This is a genomic window from Salipaludibacillus neizhouensis, assembly GCF_002886185.1.
Taxonomy (GTDB): Bacteria; Bacillota; Bacilli; order Bacillales; family Salisediminibacteriaceae; genus Salipaludibacillus; species Salipaludibacillus neizhouensis.
Genome location: NZ_KZ614147.1, coordinates 202,328 through 220,423 on the forward strand (window position 1 = coordinate 202,328; position 18,096 = coordinate 220,423).

An 18,096-nucleotide genomic window follows, 5' to 3' on the forward strand; every position below is an offset into this window, starting at 1 on the left:
TAGTGAGGCATCCCTTTTTTATATGAAAATTTATAAAATTTCTTCATTTTTTAGAAGTCTGTCATGCAGTTACTCTTATACATTTAACGGTTCAACATAGGTAACAGCGAAATGATTTTCTTGGTCTGTCCACACTTTACGTAGTCTCAATCCTATATGATGAAGTGTCTTTTCGAATTCATCAACGCTGAATTTATAAGAGTTTTCGGTATGAATTCGTTCCCCTTTTTGGAAATGAAATGACTCGCCGCAAATTTCAACTGTTTGAATTCTTTCACTAACAAGGTACATTTCAATCCGTTGGTCCTCTTCGTTATAACAAGCTAGATGACTAAAGTTGTTCAATTGAAAATTAGCGTCTAACTCTTTGTTGATTCGTTGCAAAACATTTTTATTAAATCTAGCTGTAATGCCGTTTGAATCATTATAAGCCGCTTCTAAAATACGCTTAGGTTTCTTTAAATCTATTCCAATTAAAAGACCATCCTCAAGTCTTAATTCCTGTGCCAATTGATTTAAAAAAAGTTCTCGAGGCTCAGCTTCAAAGTTTCCAAGTGTTGAACCTAAGAACGAAATGACTTTCTTATTTTGAGAAATACCAGATAAGAACGATAAGGACTCTGTATAATCGGCCCGAATCCCTTGAACGCTAAGCAGGGGATTGTCGTTCTTAATTTTATCCGCAGTTTCTTGGAGTGCTGATAACGAAATATCTACAGGAATATAATCACTAACGTTTTCTAATCCAGAAAGAATGAGGCTGATTTTTTCTTCATTTCCACACCCTAATTCCACCAGTGTGGAGCTACTCCCTATAAATGTGGCAATATCATTCTGATGGGTTATAAGAATTCCCTTTTCAGCTCGTGTCAAATAATACTCAGGTAACTCCGTAATTTGATTAAATAATCGACTGCCTTCTGCATCATAAAATAACTTCGGAGGTAAACTCTTTTGGTCTTTTTTCAACCCACTCATTACATCCTCTTCTAAAGATGCCAGGGATGGTTTAAGATCTCTAATCGGACTCATCGTTTGCTTCATGTTATTTTCCATCCTTTGCAAGACGTAATCCTGAAAACTGCCATCGCTTATCCGGATGGAAGAAGTTGCGGTAGGTTAAGCGCACATGATTGCGCGGTGTGGCACAAGACCCACCCCGTAACACCATCTGATTACTCATGAATTTTGCATTATATTCTCCTAAGGCACCTTCTGGCCTTGCGCTCTCGGGATAGGCTACGTAAGGACTTTTTGTCCATTCCCACACAGAACCAAATACTGTTTTTTCCGGATCTGACGCTTCGTCCAAAATGAAATTCTCTAAGAAATGTCCCTCTATTTTCTCCTCTTTAAAAGCGTGTTCCCATTCTTGTTCTGTTGGAAGCCGAAATCCTGTCCATCTTGCATACGCATCCGCTTCATAAAAACTTATGTGTGTAACAGGCTCATATTGATTAACTTCTTTTAAGCCAAGTAACGTATAGGTATACCATGCCCCCTCATGTTTTCCCCAATAAAGAGGTGCTTCAAGCTGTTCTTTTCCGACCGTTGCCCATCCGTCTGACAGCCAATATTCCGGACTGGAATAACCTCCATCTTCTATGAACTTCATGAATTCTCCATTTGTTACTGGTCTGTCCGCGATCGAAAACGGATAAAGATAATGCTTATGTGCAGGTTCCTCGTTATCAAACTTGAAACGCTCCTCATTTGAACCGACTGTTTCAAGTCCTTCCTCAAAAGAGCTCCAATTTATCGGTGCAACTGTTTGTTTTGATTCTCTCAGGCTACTAGCTTTCTTGTAGGCTGGTTGTATAGGGTTCTCTGAAAAGTTATATTTCATATCCGTGATTAAAAGTTCCTGGTGTTGTTGTTCATGATTAATACCAAGTTCTATTAATTTGTAAAATTCATCATCTAAATCGTCCCCCTCTGACAAAAGGGCAATAACTTCTTTGTCTACGGCATGCCGGTATTCCATAATCTCTTTCACGGTTGGCCGGGACACCAGTCCTCGTTTTGATTTGGGGAATGGCTTACTTAACGTCTCATAATAAGAGTTAAATAGTTTCCGTGCATCTTCTAAGTAATAGTGATAATCCTGCTTATAATGCATTAAAATAAAGTCTTCAAAAAACCACGTTGTATGTGCTAAATGCCACTTAGGAGGACTTACGTCAGCATTTGCTTGAATTCCGTAATCTTCAATTTCTAAGGGCTCAACTATTTTTAAAGTTAAATCCCGAGTGTATACATATTGTTCCAGCATTGATTTCATCGTTAATGTACTCATTCCAATCGCCTCCTTTTTCTATTATCTATCCTAAAATTCCTATCCTTAAACTATAATGAGCGTAAGTTAGCTTACATTATTTAATATTAATTTAAGATATATAAGAAAAACGGCATAGCCGTCTTTTATTAAAAACAGCGTTAGCTTCCGCCGCCATCTCTTAAGTATCAAGGGTGATTTTCCCTTGATACGCGCGGTGTGAAGGTAGCTGCTAATTTTATAAATTCTGGTGTATCTCTTGAAAAAGAAACCAAAAAAGCCCAAATAGGCTTTTGGGGTCTTACTATGCATTTCATTTGATCTGACAATTACCTTACTGCACAACGATTTGGTCCAATTTCCATTTCCCGTTGCTTTTCATCTTCCGGATTAGTTTTCCCCATATTTGTCTCGCGTATTTCATGGTAAGCGTTTGGTTGTGGTGGTAGGTTTTCTGTTACCATTTTTCTAAACGTCTCTTCATCCTCTATATTTAACCCATGATTTTTTTCAATAAAGTTCCTAGTTTTTCAGAAACACTATCATCCTCATTTAATTCATTGATGCTCGAATTGTAGAAAAGGTAAAACCTTTTTTCTTTAACGTCTTGATTAATCTCGGTAGTACATAAAGTGTTTGCTCAACTTCATGAAGAAGAACAATCGATCCATCTAGAACATAATCGTTTACGTTTTGAATAATCTTTTCAGGATCGTCTTTTAATGTCCAATCCAACGAAGCGACGTTCCAGAGGATCGTTTCCATTTCAAGGTTACTTGCAATATCCAACGTATCACTATTATACTGACCGAATGGTGGTCGAAAATAATGTACAGGTTGTTTTGTGACTTCCTCTATTATTTTTTTACTAGTGACCAGCTGTTTCTTCTGTTCTTCATACGTTAATTTTGTTAAATCAGGATGAGAGTGTGAATGAGATCCTATCATATGACCTTCTGCTAATACGCGTTTCCAGGGTCTTTGATGATGCAGTAGTCGCGACTGCCAAAAGAAATGTGCGACGACACCCTCCGCGGCTAAAACATCTAAAATATCTTCTAAATATTTACTCGGTCCATCATCAAATGTTAAATGGACGATTTTCTCTTTTTTATTACTCCGATTTTTTGCAGTAGTAATGGCACGTTCATCATTGAAGTTGTACACAACCTCAGTTGTAATAATTCATGGAGATTTTCTCATTTAATCGTCTCCTTGATAAAAATTTATTATCTGCTTTTGACTAACAGATTAATTGCTTCTGACTAAAAGGTTCTGTATCTTCCCTATCAATTTTTTCACTAATGTAATCTTCGAAGTTGCTGTTTACCTAATCCTTCACTCGACTAATTCTATTTCCCACTTGGGTAGTGTATTCCATGAAAGTCCCTGTTTGATCCATTGGTCCTTTATTTCTAAGGTTCTATTTTAAGTGATACCCTTTTATTATATGGTCATGCTTTAAATTTTGCTTGATACTGATGCTTATAATCAATACTTTTATCTTGTACTCATTGGGGTATAATTGTCAAACTCCATTTTCAAAGTATGTATAAGGAGTAATTGTTATCAGAGTTAGTACCATCGATATTTCACTCTAGCCCTAAGTTATCCTTCAAATGAATATTGCTTTCGTTTTATATCTTACAACAATATCAAATAACTAAAACATAGTATTACAAAACTTAAAACCTTTGACCCTGACGGCAATCTAGTTTCAACTGGTAATAAATAGTCCTAGTAAAAACTTTAAAATAGCGAATCCTACAATCATCTCGTATTTTATAGTAATAATCACCTCGAAAATGTTCCAGTCTGACCTTTAATAGTATAAAATAGAGGAAAGAGAAAAGAGGGGAATAAATAGTGACTAACAACAATGAATTACCACCTAAAACCTGTGAGATCGATCTACTGGTTACAAAAAAAGAAGATGTTCAAAAGGTGCTTAAAGGGAAAAAGACCGCAACAAGAAGAAATGGCAGATATGCTGATCCTGGTGAAATCATGGTGCTGGAAGGAAAATCATTTAAAGTAGAACGTGTGTACAAGCAAACTTTAGGTGACGTTACAGACGAGATTGCTGTGCAAGAGGGATATGATACTTTGGAGGAATATAAAAATTCGATCCTATCTTTCCATCCGGGTATGCCATGGAAAGCTGATATGCAAGTTTGGGTCCATGAGTTCTCACAAATACAAGAATAGTTATACCAATAAGAAGAAGGGGATGTTTCAAAAGGTCAAAAATACCTTTCGGAACATCCCCTTTGCAATTTATTTAAATGACACAAAGGTTCTTCCTTTTGCTTGACCCGCTAACATTTGTGAAAAAACTTGGTCTAAATCTTCTAGGCCAACTTCATGAGCAATCGTGTTTAACTGATCTAGTTTTAGGTCTGTGGCTAACCTGCTCCATGCCTGTTTACGCCGCTTCATGTCACATGTTACAGAATCAACTCCTAGCCAGTTCACCCCTCTGCCAATAAACGGAAGGACACTCGTTTCTACCTCTGCGCCAGCTGTGAAACCACTTGTAGCTACTGATCCGCCTCGTTTCAATGTGGAAAGAATGTAAGAAAGAATCGGTCCCCCTACTGGATCAACAGCACCTGCCCACTGCTGCTTACGAGTAGGTTTATTATCCTCTGCTGTAATCTCCGCTCGATCGATGACGTGTTTCGCACCTAATTGATATAAAAAATCGTGTTCTTCTTTTTTGCCAGTACTAGCAGTAACTTCATAACCAATTTTGGCTAACATCGCTACAGCAAGACTTCCAACTCCTCCAGTCGCGCCCGCAACTAGAACTGGTCCGTCCTCAGGAGTTAACCCGTTATCCTCCAAACGTTGGATAGATAGAGCAGCGGTTAAACCCGCTGTACCTAGAGACATCGCTTCTTTTAACGTCAGGCCCTCTGGTAAAGGTACAACCCAATCAGCCGGAACCCGCGCAACTTCACTAAAACCACCGTGCTGTCCAGTACCGATCTTATAACTTGTTGCAATGACACTGTCACCCTCTTTGTAACGAGAATCTGCGGAAGATATGACTTTCCCTGCTAAATCTATACCCGGAATCAATGGGAAAAACTCAGCAAGCTGACCTGTCTTCCCAACCACTGCATCTTTGTAATTTACACTTGAATAGGAAACAGCTATCGTCACTTCCCCTTCAGAAAGCTGCGATTCTTCCCAAGTTTCGATGCTGGATGAAACGTGATCATTCTCTTTTTGAATAACAAAAGCTTTAAAACTCATACATATCATACTCCTTGTTTTCTATTGAGATAGGTTATTTTAACAATTCTTATCAATCCGAGTTTTCACTAGTTTACTTTAATGATTCCTTTTGATGCAAGAAGGTTGCTTTGCTAATCTTCTAAAAGAAAGTTCCCTTTAGAAAGCACGACACCCGATTTGCTCCACGGTTGACGCTTTCATCGGGCAATACTTCGGCCCGGCAACTAGACCAATGAATGCTTATTCGCATAAATTGCTGCTTTCGTACGGTCATCAAGTTCTAGCTTCATTAAAATGTGACTCACATGAGTTTTCACTGTTTTAATCCCGATATGTAGGTTTTCGCTGATTTCTTTATTTGTCTGTCCTTTACCAACAAGTGCCAAAACTTCCTTTTCCCGGCGAGTTAACTCATCGTGTTTTGGTTTATGGCGCATTTGATGAAACATTCTTTGTGTCACTTGTCCTTCAAATGTCGCCTCTCCCTTAAATGCTTTTCGTATGCAATTGGCAATACCACTGGCACTCGTCGTTTTTAAAATATAACTGAACGCTCCCGCTTCCATCACAGGAAACAGCATTTCATCGTCTAAATAACTTGTTAATACAATAATTTTGGCCAGGTGTCCTTCCAGGGCTTTCGTTGCTTCTACCCCATTCATTTCATCCATTATTAAATCCATTAAAATCACGTCGGGCATAAGCTCATTTGCTTTTGCGATGGCTTCCCGTCCGTTCTTACCTTCTCCGACCACCTCAATGTCTGGTTCCGTCTGTAAAAAAGTACTTAGTCCCATACGAACCATTTCATGATCATCAACGATCAATACGCGAATATTTTTCATAATGACCTCCCTTTTTAGGCGCCCAAAGGCACGCGTATTTTAATGGTCGTTCCTTTGTCTCGATAAGATAACAAGGAAAAGTGCCCGCCTAACTCTTTGATTCGTTCTTCCATCGTCGTTAATCCATAAGAGATATTCGTTTCTGCTTTTTTACCTTCCTGATCAAACCCTGTTCCGTCGTCAGCCATCGTGACAAGAATCTTCTGTTCACTGTGATCGATTGAAAAAGTCACCGTCTCTGCTTTTGCATGTCTCAGGGTGTTTGATAAAGCTTCCTGTATCACACGAAACAACTGATCTTCTACTCCAGGATCGAGTTCCGGCAGCGAATCGGTCTTCCAGTTAAATATGATTTGCTGGTTCTTTTGTTGTACTTCTGAAAAAAGAGCATTTAAGGCTTCCTTTAATCCTTTTCCTTCTAATGTAATGGGACGCAGGTGCATAATTAAGGCCCTTAATTCCTGTTGAGACGCATGAATCATTTTCTCCACCTGACCAATAAGCTGTTTGGATTTCTCAGGTTCATTTTCAATCATTCTTGGAATTGCACCAAGGCTCATGGAAACGGCGAACAGTTGCTGACTTACCGCGTCGTGTAGATCTCGGGCCAGCCTTCTTCGTTCTTCTAAACCAGCAGCCCGTTCTTTCTCACTAATTAACGCAGCATTTTCGTTTAACACCCGATGCATCGAGCGTATTTGTTTTTCATAGCCATCGGTCATATCATTTAATTCTCCTGCAAGACGTTTCATCTCATCTTCCCGGTTCAACTGAATCCGCTTATCTAATGAGCCCCGCTGCACTTGTTTCATTTGAAAAATTAAATGCGTTACCGCACGCTTCAACTCACTCGTATAGGAAAATGAAAAAGCAAAGCTGATCATTAAATAAAAGAGCGTTCCCAAAGCTATCACGACAAGTACGAGTTCAACATCAGAAGCAAAAAGATAAAGTCTTCTAGGTAGAGAGGAACCTATTTCCGGTCCAGTATAAAACAAAGCTATAACCCAAAGAACAACCCAACCAGTTAGGACAGTAGTTCCTGCGATTTTCAATTGCAGACGAAGACCGTCCCAAATAACACCGTGAAGTTTCTTTTCTTTAGGAGCGTTTGGCTTGTCATCTGTTTTTTTAGTCAACGCCCATAACCTCCACACTGCCTATATTTGTTCGAATATGAAGGATGACTTTTTGTTCAGCCTCCTCAAAGTTATCACTTATATAATCACCTGAATAGCCGTCATTAAAGAGGTTGGCATCTCCAATATTTACATCGACGATGACTTTAATAGCCATATCCTTCAGCACTGTTACTTCGACCGAGCCGATCCATACATTGATATCCAAATAGTTTTCGCCATCTTTTAAAATGGCTGTAGTCAAATCCACTTCTACACTTCCAATTGTCGTGTGAATATCTGTATCAGCCAGCTTCCAAGGACGTTTTCCGAGACTCACTTCACCGATAAACTGCCGGATTTTACCACGCCCCCCATGACTGTGGTGCTCCCTTTGTCTCGATTCCCGAGCCTGATTCCTGGCTTCTTTTGCATGGTGATGGGCATGTTTCGTTGAACTCTTAGACTTTTTCTCAGTGGCGTCAGTTTGGGAATCATCTTCCCAAATGTCTTCCCATTCCTTTTCTTCTGAGATATTCTTGTTATTTCTAGGATAATGGATTTGTTCATCGCGGTTATCCCGACTCCACAAAATTTGAAAACCGATAAAAATCACTAAAAGTGGCCATGTCCAGCTCCAAAGGTCCGCAAATGTATAGTAAAACCAGCCCGTGCGATTCCCGAGAAGAATCATTCCTGCTGCAGTGATGATGAGTCCCCAAAACAATTTACTGAATCGCCAGCTGTCGCGTTTCGCAGATTGAATGGTTTCCCACAAGCCTTCCATTGTCTTTTTTAACCCAAAAATGACAATGATTAAAGGCCAGTAGGTGGAAAACATTTCCCCGAAACTCGCATCGATAACTCCTGTATTATTTAATAAATATAGAATACCGAGTGCCAGTAACAGCATCCCAAATAATTTATTCATCCTTGCTCCCTCGTTTCTTCTTCGCCTACCATCAGATAAAAACTAGTATTCTTCCTTTAGTTTAGCGGTTATCCCTCCCCGCGCCAATGAATTTTTTTCAAAATCAACGTGTAAGAAATGACTGTATAAGCGAGAAGGATAAGCATATTTTTTCCGACATTTGTAGTAAACCCAATCGATAGCATCTCACGAAGAGCTTCCGCCGCATACGTTGTTGGCACCAAATAAGAGAACCCTTGAAGGACAACTGGAAGCTTTGCCATGTCAACAAGGATAGGTGTCATAAAACTGACAATCATCATCAATCCTTGCACAAGGAGATTCGTAAGCTGCACATTTGGTGACCAAAATCCAAGAAACACGCCAACTCCTACTACGCTTAGAATCGTCAACACAACGAGTGGAATAAGCCATAAACTAAAAATAAACTGGATGCCGTATACCCATTGTCCAACAAATGCCATAATAACAAACGAAGGAAAACTCATCATCATCCCCCGAAGGAGATTCGCAAAAACAAAGTTCACCTTTTCAATTGGCAATGACGCGTAAAAAGTAAAGTGACCTTGATGCTTTTGCCAGGAGATGTCTTGAGCCATCAAGTTCATACCCATAATAATGAGCGCAAAGAGCATATTTCCGGTAATAATACGGATCTCATTTCATCTGTCGGTTTCACTGTGAAAAAATGTAAAAACATGAGTGTGGTGAAAGGAAATAAAGAAGCAAGAATAAATATTAATGCCCATTGCTCACAGATAATTGAAAATTGGATGCGAAGTAAGATCCACACTTCTACAGACAACTGTTTTAACGTCGAAGATTCATATCGTTCATGAATCGATGGCTGCTGCATGCGACTTCACCTCTTCTTTCGTTTCTAATTCTTGGTCCCTGTCAATATGAAAATACACGTCCTCTAAGCTAGGAGGCACAATGGAATAGTTGAGAACGGAATTCCCGTATGTCTGATTTAAGTAAGTGAGCATACTAGGTGCATCTTCTTTTGAAATTAACAGTCGAAAACGTTGGTCTGATACCGTTGTGGCCGTACCCCATTTTTTTAGTTTTTCAAGAAGCTCATTATCGAAAGACCTTTTAGTTGTAACCTCACATTTGAGACGTTGATCCACTTCATCTTTGAGCTCTCCTACATGATTAATAGCTAGTAGTCGACCATGGTTAACAACCGCTACACGATCCACGACTTGCTCCGCCTCCAAAATATTATGAGTCACCAGAATCACCGTCGCACCGTCTCGGTTCCGCTTTTGGATAATGTCCCACACGAGTCTTCGTTTTTTTGGATCAAGTTCATTTGTAGGTTCATCAAAAATGTATACTTTTGCATTACCGATGAGTGTTGTTCCAAGTCCAGTTAGCCGTTTCTGTCCGCCAGAAAGATTCTTAAGTTGTTTATTTGCCACTTCTGTTAGCTCCAGTTCTTCTATCAACGTTTCCGTCTCATCCTTCGCCGCTTTTCTCTTCATTCCTCTCAAACGTCCTGTGAAATAAATCGCTTCTCTCACTTTGAGACTCGTAAGCGAGTTCGGTTCCTGTGAGTAGTAAGCAACATCTTTCGCTATCTGTTTCAGTTGTTTGAGGACGCTTTTCCCCTCATAACGAACCTCTCCACTTGTTGGCTTTACATGGGCAACGATTTGCTTAATTAACGTTGACTTACCCGCTCCATTTGGTCCGAGAAGTCCAAGAATTTCCCCTTTATTAATCACAAATGAAATATCTTCGTTTGCCCTCACCGTCCCATTCTTATAAGTCTTCGATACCATTTCTATTTCAAAGAGTGCCTGCGTCATGAATTAGCCTCCCTATACTTTTTATCTAACTTAATCATAGCTTCCGTACTTCACTCCATGAACCGGCGGCAGACTGTTTTCCATCTAAGTCTTAGGGCTGATTTATTAAGTTTAAAAATTTTGTGAAAATGTGAGCAAAAGGGGTTGCGCTTTTTTTAATTACGGTTTAAACTATGTTTATAGTTAATATGTGAAATTAATCACAAGTGAAATAATAGGAGGAATTATTTTATGAGAATCGCAGTTATTGGAAGCACACACGCTGGCACTGCCGCTTTAAAAAATATGGCTACTCTTTATCCAGAAGCCCAGATTACCGTATATGAACGAAATGACAATGTTTCCTTTTTATCTTGTGGACTTGCACTTTATGTCGGAGGAGTAGTAGAAAATGCACAAAGCTTGTTCTATTCTTCACCAGAGGAGCTACGTAAACTCGGGATTCAAGTCAACATGCAACACGAAGTGAAAGAAATAGACACAGAGAAACAGACAATCGAAGCACTCAACTTGCTTACAAATGAAACGGTCTATGATCGTTATGACAAACTCGTGTTCACAACAGGCTCTTGGCCGGTAATTCCGCCTCTTGATGGCGTCAATCTTGAGAACGTATTGTTAGCAAAAAATTACGTGCAATCAAATACAATCATTGAAAAAAGTAAAGAAGCCGAACATATCACGGTTGTCGGCGCTGGCTATATTGGCGTCGAACTCGTCGAAGCCTTTGAAAAGTCTGGCAAAAAAGTGACTCTTATCGATGGCGTAGACCGGATACTCAACAAATATCTTGATCAAGAATTCACAGATCCGGTGGAAGCAGATTTCCGTTCACGAGGGATTGAATTGAGACTCGGTGAATCTGTTGAGAAGTTCGAAGGGAATGGCAAAGTTGAAGCGGTCGTCACTAGCACAGGACGCGTTCAAACAGACCTCGTCATCCTCTGCGTTGGATTCAAACCTAATACAGGACTGCTTACAGGAAAAGTCGATATGCTTCCAAACGGAGCGATTAAAGTAAATGACTTTATGCAAACCAGTGATCCCAACATTTTCTCTGCCGGAGACTGCTGTGCAGTGAAGTACAATCCAACCGGAGATCATGCCTATATTCCGTTAGCTACGAATGCGGTTCGAATGGGTACACTAGTTGCTCGTAATATTTTAGAACCAACCATCAAAAATGTCGGTACTCAAGGAACATCAGGTCTTCACATCTATGACTTAAACATGGCTTCTACTGGTCTAACGGAAACGAGCGCTTCAGCGATGGCTATTAATGTGAAAAGTATCACAATCAATGATAATCATCGTCCTGAATTCATGCCTACTTCCGAGAACGTTCAACTCAAAGTCAGTTTTGATCCGGACAGCCACCGCATTCTAGGCGCACAAGTTCTTTCAAAAGCAGATGTCACACAATCTATTAATACTCTTAGTGTTTGTATTCAATCAGGTATGACCATTGATGAACTCGGCTACGTGGACTTCTTTTTCCAACCACACTTTAATCAACCGTTTAACTTCATTAATAAAGCCGGTCTCGCAGCTGCAGAACAAAATACGAAAACCTTAGCTCCTGTTGGAGTTTAGGAAAACAGAAACCCCCGATTTATTGAAATCGGGGGTTTCTGTTTTAATTGTTTTAATGAATAAACTTTATAAGCTATTTTTTATTTCAAATGCTTATTAGTTTTAACTTGGACATACCAAATCGTGAAAAAGAAAGTGGCTACTCGTAGCCGCATACACCTTTGTTGCTCCGTTGGCCCCTGTCTACCCCGCCACAAAGACTGTAAAATGATCAAGAGCATCTAAAAGGAGAGGAACCATCCTTCTTATGCTAAGGATTCCTAAGCAACTCACTATCTCTTTCAATATTGTTTTCATATCCTTTCTCTCTCTTTTGAATAAATTCTTTTACTCTATCATCTATGTTATTACTAGTTCCTTAATAATTGCATGTACTGAGAGTATTTTTCTCTTTCTACCTCATTTCTTTTCAGAGTAAATTCTTTCACTCTCGCTTCAACTTCAGTATATTGTAAAGGCGGCACATCTTTTTCAAATTTTTCAACAGAAGTTTTTAGCGTATTAAGTACTCTTCCATTTACTGAATCTTTCAATAGATTTTGAGACTTAATTAAATATTCCAACTCAGATCCATCGTACGATTCTTTATTCTCAATAATCCAATTTAAAATGGTTTCCCGTGAACTTGTTGTATAATCCATTAGTAGTGCTTGTTTATAAACTGTTTTGGCAAACTCATTTTCCAGGGTATTCATATCCTGAGATATCTTGAGTGTCAACACCCTAGTTTTTTTTACGACTTCAATTTTAACGTCCATTTCTTTTCGGATTTGATCTAATTTTTCTTGCCCTTCCTTTTGATAAGAGAATGCATTGTAAACTTGTAATATTTCTTCTTGCATTTCTACATCAAGTCCATTTATCAACTTAACACTACCCAATATCTCAGTCATTTCATTAGGAAGTTTATCTTCTTTTTGTCTCATTAAATCTAATTTTGGTGCATTTAACAAACTGCTGTTGAAGGGTAATAGGATACCAGTAACTTTTTGGGCTAGATTTCTTTCTACAACTGCCCCTTGGTAATCTAATACCAAGGCATCTGTCGGTTTATTAAAACGGAAATATTGAATAAAGGAATACGTGCTCCCATCTAATTCCGTTTTATAACTAAATAGTTGGTGGGTTTCGAGAAATTTTTTGTGTTTCTTTATATTTTTTTCAAGCATAATCAACCTCCAAAAAATGATTTAGCGTTTTTAACTAACTTTTTAATCCTCTTACAGCTTTTGTTCAGGCTCTTACAGAAAGAAGCGCTCACATTTATTGCCTCTTGTATCAAACTACCACAAGGACCAATATATATACAGTTTAGATAAATTAAGTTAAAGGGACTTTTATCTTATTAATCCTATAATTTCCTCTTCTTTTTTCGAGTGATATGAGAGTTAGAAAAGGAGATTAACGCAGGGTAGTGAAATGATGTCCATACTTAAATATGAAAGTTAATTAACTTATTGAGTAATAAAATTGCAGTTTTAATAAGTGATATGTACACTTCCTACACACACTAATACAAAGGCTTTAGACTAAAGGAGTTGACTGTCAGATGAAGAATCCATTTTTAATGTTCAGTTATGTATTTCTATTCTTACTTTTCATACCTTCGGTGATGGTGCATGCGCACGTGAAATGGTTTACAGAGGCTGAAGCCGAGAGAGCACCCATCGAACAAATCATTAGTCCTTTATTTGTCACTTTAGCCTTTATTACCGCAGTAATATTAGCCGTTTTACCGCAGCTTGTTCCAAAAATTATGGCTTATCAGCCATTAAAAAAAGTTGAACAGAGCTTAGGAAGTTTTAGATCTTACACCTATTGGATCATTAAGTATGGGGCAGCTCTCGCTATTCTCGTTCAAGTGTTCACAGGTGGACTGTTTGCGCCGGAGTTATTGGCCCCTACCGAAATGTGGACGATCCTGCCATGGGCTGCTATTATACTTTTGCTCATTCCACACTTATTTGCTACGAGAGCAGCTGGAATCATACTTCTACTTTTGTTTTCCATAACAACCTTGGAGTACGGGATCTTCCATATGCTCGATTACGCTTTTTACCTTGCTGTCATTTTCATTTTGCTGTTTCAAGGTACCAAACTACAAGCCTGGGGTTTTCCTGTTTTATACTTGGCAACCGGATTATCCCTTTGCTGGGTTGCCGTTGAAAAATTCGTCTATCCTACCATGGCTACTGATGTGATTTTAAACCATGGTGTTCCAACATTTGGTTTCTCTCCGGAGACGTTCGTTATTCTTAGTGCCTACATTGAATTTGTCGTAGGTTACCTTCTCGTTGTAGGGATTCTCAACCGCTTGTTAGCACTTGTACTTACCATTATATTCGTGTCGACAACGATGCTGTTTGGAACAACGGAAATTATCGGACACCTGATGATTCATATTATTTTAATTACATTTATCATCGAAGGCGTCTCATTTTACAAGCCACCGATTGGCATGCATCAGAGTCCTATAGAAAAAATCGTATTCGTCTTTTTAAACTTTTTGTTTGTCTTGGCAACAATCCTTCTCATTTATTACCGCTTTGCCTAAGAAAAACGGCATAGCCGTCTTTTATTAGTACAGCGTCAGCTTCCACCGCTATCTTTTAAGTATCAAGGGTGGGTTTTCCTTGATACGTGCGGTGTGAAGGTAGCTGCCAATTTTATAAATTCTCCTAAGAAAAACGTGCATCGTCTTTTTTAATATATAGCGTGATCTTTCGCCACAATCATTTAAGTGTTAAGGGTGGGTTTCCCTTGACACGAGTGGCGTAAAGATAGCTGTCAACATTGACTTTTTAAAAAATTTACTCGAAGAAGCGAAGGCTGCAACCCCTGCTCTTTGTATCAAAAGTAAGGATTTTTAATTTGCCTGTACTAATAGGGTGCTGTTTTACTTAAAACAAAGGTGAGTCATGCCTCGCTTCTTTGAGTACTTTCAAAAGATATCGACTCTACGCAAAATCACCTTTCAGTTACACGATTTGGTTCGTAAACACTTTCCCATTTTTCAAAATCGTATTAATTCTTTTGTATGTTGATTTTCTGTATAATGGATGGATAAGTTAGTTACCTATTATGATATTTGGAAGAGGGGAATTTAGACATGCAAGATTTAGTTGCTCCAGAAATGTATAACTTAGCACAGGAAATCGAAAATCATAATTCTAGGTCTGAACGTCTTGCCATTAAGTGGCTCAATGACGAAGGGGACTCTCGAAACATTACATATGCGGAAATGATCGAGCAGATGAATAAATTTGCTAATGCATTAATTAGCCAAGGTCTTGAAAAAGGAGATCGGGTCCTGTTAATCTTCCCAAGATTGCCGGAAACTTATTTTATTTATCTAGCATGCATTAAGGCAGGTTTGATTATCATACCTTGCTCCGAAATGCTACGGGCAAAGGACTTAAGCTACCGAATCAATCATGCTGAAGCCAAAGCAGTCATTGCTTACAGTGCATTTACAACAGAAGTAGATGCCATTCAAGAAACAATGCCTTCCCTCCGTTTGAAGTGTTCAGTTGGAGAGAATGTAACAGGTTGGGATTCCTTATCCATGCTGGCAGAACCAAAGTCTTCTTCATTTGATGCCATTCCGACTAACCGTGATGAAACTGCCTTTCTTCCATATACATCCGGAACTACAGGGAATCCAAAGGCTGTTGTGCATACACACGGTTGGGCCTACTCCCATTTACAAACAGCTTCCAAAGAATGGCTTGGTGTTGAACCGGGTGATGTTGTTTGGGCAACAGCCGCACCGGGATGGCAGAAATGGGTATGGAGTCCCTTCCTATCAACGATCGGTATGGGGGCCACTGCTTTTGTTTATGACGGCAAGTTTAATCCGTCACTTTACTTGCAACTCCTTCAAGATCATCAGATTCAAGTCTTATGCTGCACGCCAACGGAATACCGGTTTATGGCTAAGCTGGATAACCTTGATGATTACCAGTTACCCTACCTTCGAAGTACCGTTTCAGCCGGAGAACCGTTGAACAGACAGGTCATTGAAACGTTTAAGCACCATTTCAATGTCAATGTAAGAGACGGTTATGGCCAAACGGAAAGTACCTTGCTAGTAGGTACAATGATCGGAATGGAAATTAAACCTGGATCCATGGGGATACCTACACCTGGGAACAGAGTAGAGATTATTGATGAAGGTGGCTTGCCTGTGAAAATTGGCGAACAAGGAGATATTGCCCTCCATAAAAGCACGCCGGCATTATTCAAGGAATACTACAAGGATCCCGAGCGAACTTCTATGGCTTATCGAGGCGATTGGTACATAACCGGGGATCAAGCTAAAAAAGATTCTGACGGATACTTTTGGTTTGAAGGTCGCTCCGACGATATTATCGTAAGCTCTGGTTATACAATTGGACCTTTTGAAGTCGAGGATGCCATTATGAAGCATTCAGCTGTGAAAGAGTGTGCCGTCATTGCAAGCCCCGATGAGGTAAGAGGTAATATCGTTAAAGCGTTTGTTGTGCTGAAAGACCCCGGTCAGGAATCGGACGAACTCGTTACTGACATTCAAAACCACGTCAAAACGCTGACAGCACCATATAAATATCCAAGAAAAGTAACTTTTACTCATGAGCTTCCAAAAACTAGTTCAGGGAAAATAAGACGCATTGAATTGCGGTTAAAGGAAAATAATGAATAGAAATCGAAATAATCTCAACTTCTAAAGCAAAATCTTAATACAAAGAAAGAAGCTGTCTAAAAAGTCAGCTTCTTTCTGAATGAAACATGGCAATTACTTCGTTCGCTCCGCACCAACTATAAGGATTCTCATAGCGGAATTTAAACAAATGGAACGAATTCGTCCATTGCATTTTGTCTCATAAGGTTTTTAACCTTTTCGGACACCTTCTGTTCAATAAGACTGTTCCACCATTGAGAACGAGCAAACCTGCTCTGTTTTATCTCATAAAACTTGCCTTATTTTATAAGTACCAATAATCATTTACGCTTTTAGCAATGTCCTTCTATAAAGTTAATATCTCGGCCAACCCTGATTATCCCAGTATAAATCATTTATTAATAGTTTTGGAACACCATTGTCATCCGCATCATAGGCGTGTCTGACAAATATGTTATTATTATAAACAAATTGACCACCTACGCCTGGAAAACGTTCATTTCCCCCATCAAAAATAGTACCTCCGCCATAAAGCATGTTGACACCGTTCTTATCATAATAAGGGCCAGTAATGTTTTCTGAACGTCCAACAGTGATTTTATATGTGCTATTTACACCATCACAACACTTGTCAATGGAAGTGAATAAGTAATAGTAACCGTCTTTGTAGGTAATATTAGGATTTTCAATTGCATCGTTATTATTAGGCCTTGCTGCTATCGAATGATAGGCACCGCCGTTCGGCTTCATTGTCGCAGGGTCTAGCTTTGTCACTTTCAATCCGCTCCAAAAGGACCCAAAAGCTAGCCAAGGTTCACCATTCTCATCTATTACCAAATTTGGATCCAGTGCGTTGAAATTGTCGCTAGATGAAGAATTAATCACCATTCCTTCGTCTCGCCAATTCCCTGCATCAATCCGATCGGCTGACATGAGACCAATTGCAGATGTATTTTCACCAAACTCTGACACACTATAATATAGCCAATACTTCCCGTTATAGTACTGAATGTCAGGTGCCCAGACGTCATTATAGTTTTGGTTAGGAACATAATCACTCCACCAAGACAAAGGCTCTGGGAATATTTGAGGGACTTCCCGCCAATTCATATTGTCACCTGCTTGCGAAACTTTCAAACCTTCCCCTGTATAAAACTGGTACCAATAGTTATCTTCTTTAATTAAAGTAGGATCATGAGTAAACGTATTACCATTCATCTCCCAAAATGCGGCGGAAGCTGGTGAACCAACTGAAAGTAAAATACCAAGTATCATTAAAACGATCAATGACTTTTTTCTTTTCAAGTTTATCTCCTCCTTTAAATATAGTGCTTGGTTTTCATCTTCGGTAAGTAGTAACAGGATTTTTATCATGCCTCGATAAAACCACCCCCTTAACGGTAAATACTAATATAGTTAATTAATATATTTATTAACTAATATGTAATTCTATAAATAGTCTACAAGGAGTATTATTTAATATGATTTGAATCACTTCACACCGCCCTTAGAACGCTATAACTTTTTGATATTTATAAATATTCCGAATAGTAAGCGTATTCATTAATTATATTACATCTTTCTTAACCATATAGCAAGGTGAATAAGAAGAAA

16 protein-coding genes and 1 pseudogene are annotated in these 18,096 nt (G+C 39.0%); 4 read left to right on the plus strand and 13 right to left on the minus strand.

What is annotated here, in order from left to right:
- Positions 1-75: 75 nt before the first annotated feature.
- From egtD to CEF18_RS17880, 4 genes and pseudogenes are all read right to left on the minus strand, one after another.
- Positions 76-1,044 carry an L-histidine N(alpha)-methyltransferase gene (gene egtD / locus CEF18_RS17865; RefSeq protein WP_183041169.1) on the minus strand — a complete coding sequence of 323 codons (969 nt, stop codon included), beginning with the start codon at positions 1,042-1,044 and terminating at the stop codon, positions 76-78.
- 1 nt (position 1,045) lies between these two features.
- Positions 1,046-2,296, minus strand: coding sequence for an ergothioneine biosynthesis protein EgtB (gene egtB, locus CEF18_RS17870; RefSeq protein ID WP_110937907.1), 1,251 nt, complete (start codon positions 2,294-2,296; stop codon positions 1,046-1,048).
- A 308-nt stretch (positions 2,297-2,604) separates the two neighbouring features.
- Positions 2,605-2,840 (minus strand): annotated as a pseudogene (locus tag CEF18_RS17875) (MBL fold metallo-hydrolase); the annotation flags it as partial.
- Entirely contained in the window at positions 2,828-3,442 is a 615-nt protein-coding gene (locus CEF18_RS17880; RefSeq protein WP_223292397.1) for a polysaccharide deacetylase family protein, read from the minus strand. The pseudogene CEF18_RS17875 and the gene CEF18_RS17880, both read right to left, overlap by 13 nt.
- Positions 3,443-4,141: 699 nt before the next feature.
- On the opposite strand from CEF18_RS17880, the gene CEF18_RS17885 reads away from it, so the two are divergent.
- Entirely contained in the window at positions 4,142-4,483 is a 342-nt protein-coding gene (locus CEF18_RS17885) for an ASCH domain-containing protein (protein WP_110937909.1), read from the plus strand.
- Between the two features lie 69 nt (positions 4,484-4,552).
- Here CEF18_RS17885 and CEF18_RS17890 read toward each other — a convergent pair whose 3' ends face one another.
- The 7 genes from CEF18_RS17890 to CEF18_RS17915 form a co-directional block, all read right to left on the minus strand.
- Positions 4,553-5,536, minus strand: coding sequence for an acrylyl-CoA reductase family protein (locus CEF18_RS17890; RefSeq protein ID WP_110937910.1), 984 nt, complete (start codon positions 5,534-5,536; stop codon positions 4,553-4,555).
- A 206-nt stretch (positions 5,537-5,742) separates the two neighbouring features.
- Positions 5,743-6,363 (minus strand): response regulator transcription factor, encoded by a 621-nt coding sequence (locus tag CEF18_RS17895; protein WP_110937911.1) that lies wholly within the window; start codon positions 6,361-6,363, stop codon positions 5,743-5,745.
- A 14-nt stretch (positions 6,364-6,377) separates the two neighbouring features.
- Complete coding sequence (locus CEF18_RS17900) at positions 6,378-7,502, minus strand: sensor histidine kinase (protein ID WP_110937912.1); 1,125 nt, start codon at positions 7,500-7,502, stop codon at positions 6,378-6,380.
- Positions 7,495-8,412 carry a cell wall-active antibiotics response protein gene (locus CEF18_RS17905; RefSeq protein ID WP_110937913.1) on the minus strand — a complete coding sequence of 306 codons (918 nt, stop codon included), beginning with the start codon at positions 8,410-8,412 and terminating at the stop codon, positions 7,495-7,497. The genes CEF18_RS17900 and CEF18_RS17905 overlap by 8 nt, the downstream gene beginning before the upstream one ends.
- Before the next feature lie 68 nt (positions 8,413-8,480).
- Positions 8,481-9,011 carry an ABC transporter permease gene (locus CEF18_RS17910; protein ID WP_259457964.1) on the minus strand — a complete coding sequence of 177 codons (531 nt, stop codon included), beginning with the start codon at positions 9,009-9,011 and terminating at the stop codon, positions 8,481-8,483.
- A gap of 5 nt (positions 9,012-9,016) precedes the next feature.
- Positions 9,017-9,268: a hypothetical protein gene (locus tag CEF18_RS26590; protein WP_223292399.1), complete on the minus strand. Its 252-nt coding sequence runs from the start codon at positions 9,266-9,268 to the stop codon at positions 9,017-9,019.
- Positions 9,246-10,229: an ABC transporter ATP-binding protein gene (locus CEF18_RS17915; protein WP_110937914.1), complete on the minus strand. Its 984-nt coding sequence runs from the start codon at positions 10,227-10,229 to the stop codon at positions 9,246-9,248. The genes CEF18_RS26590 and CEF18_RS17915 overlap by 23 nt, the downstream gene beginning before the upstream one ends.
- A gap of 231 nt (positions 10,230-10,460) precedes the next feature.
- Between CEF18_RS17915 and CEF18_RS17920 the strand changes: the two genes are divergently transcribed.
- Positions 10,461-11,822 (plus strand): FAD-dependent oxidoreductase, encoded by a 1,362-nt coding sequence (locus CEF18_RS17920; protein WP_110937915.1) that lies wholly within the window; start codon positions 10,461-10,463, stop codon positions 11,820-11,822.
- A gap of 350 nt (positions 11,823-12,172) precedes the next feature.
- Here CEF18_RS17920 and CEF18_RS17925 read toward each other — a convergent pair whose 3' ends face one another.
- A complete protein-coding gene (locus tag CEF18_RS17925; protein ID WP_110937916.1) occupies positions 12,173-12,991 on the minus strand; it encodes a hypothetical protein in 819 nt (272 codons plus the stop codon).
- 380 nt (positions 12,992-13,371) lie between these two features.
- Between CEF18_RS17925 and CEF18_RS17930 the strand changes: the two genes are divergently transcribed.
- On the plus strand, positions 13,372-14,376 hold the full coding sequence (locus tag CEF18_RS17930) for a DoxX family membrane protein (RefSeq protein ID WP_110937917.1): 1,005 nt from the start codon (positions 13,372-13,374) through the stop codon (positions 14,374-14,376).
- Between the two features lie 555 nt (positions 14,377-14,931).
- Positions 14,932-16,503, plus strand: coding sequence for an acyl-CoA synthetase MbcS (gene mbcS, locus CEF18_RS17935; protein ID WP_110937918.1), 1,572 nt, complete (start codon positions 14,932-14,934; stop codon positions 16,501-16,503).
- Between the two features lie 333 nt (positions 16,504-16,836).
- Here mbcS and CEF18_RS17940 read toward each other — a convergent pair whose 3' ends face one another.
- The gene (locus CEF18_RS17940; RefSeq protein WP_407690423.1) at positions 16,837-17,787 is read right to left on the minus strand and encodes a glycoside hydrolase family 43 protein; all 951 of its coding nucleotides are present in this window, start codon (positions 17,785-17,787) and stop codon (positions 16,837-16,839) included.
- Between the last annotated feature and the right edge of the window lie 309 nt (positions 17,788-18,096).

Excerpts from the sequence above, each read along its gene's own strand:
- egtB (WP_110937907.1), bottom strand. The coding sequence starts at position 2,296 with ATGAGTACATTAACGATGAAATCAATGCTGGAACAATATGTATACACT.
- egtD (WP_183041169.1), bottom strand. The coding sequence starts at position 1,044 with ATGAAGCAAACGATGAGTCCGATTAGAGATCTTAAACCATCCCTGGCA.
- CEF18_RS26590 (WP_223292399.1), bottom strand. The coding sequence starts at position 9,268 with ATGCAGCAGCCATCGATTCATGAACGATATGAATCTTCGACGTTAAAA.
- CEF18_RS17895 (WP_110937911.1), bottom strand. The coding sequence starts at position 6,363 with ATGAAAAATATTCGCGTATTGATCGTTGATGATCATGAAATGGTTCGT.
- CEF18_RS17920 (WP_110937915.1), top strand. The coding sequence starts at position 10,461 with ATGAGAATCGCAGTTATTGGAAGCACACACGCTGGCACTGCCGCTTTA.
- CEF18_RS17905 (WP_110937913.1), bottom strand. The coding sequence starts at position 8,412 with ATGAATAAATTATTTGGGATGCTGTTACTGGCACTCGGTATTCTATAT.
- CEF18_RS17925 (WP_110937916.1), bottom strand. The coding sequence starts at position 12,991 with ATGCTTGAAAAAAATATAAAGAAACACAAAAAATTTCTCGAAACCCAC.
- mbcS (WP_110937918.1), top strand. The coding sequence starts at position 14,932 with ATGCAAGATTTAGTTGCTCCAGAAATGTATAACTTAGCACAGGAAATC.
- CEF18_RS17930 (WP_110937917.1), top strand. The coding sequence starts at position 13,372 with ATGAAGAATCCATTTTTAATGTTCAGTTATGTATTTCTATTCTTACTT.
- CEF18_RS17915 (WP_110937914.1), bottom strand. The coding sequence starts at position 10,229 with ATGACGCAGGCACTCTTTGAAATAGAAATGGTATCGAAGACTTATAAG.
- CEF18_RS17910 (WP_259457964.1), bottom strand. The coding sequence starts at position 9,011 with ATGGCTCAAGACATCTCCTGGCAAAAGCATCAAGGTCACTTTACTTTT.
- CEF18_RS17890 (WP_110937910.1), bottom strand. The coding sequence starts at position 5,536 with ATGAGTTTTAAAGCTTTTGTTATTCAAAAAGAGAATGATCACGTTTCA.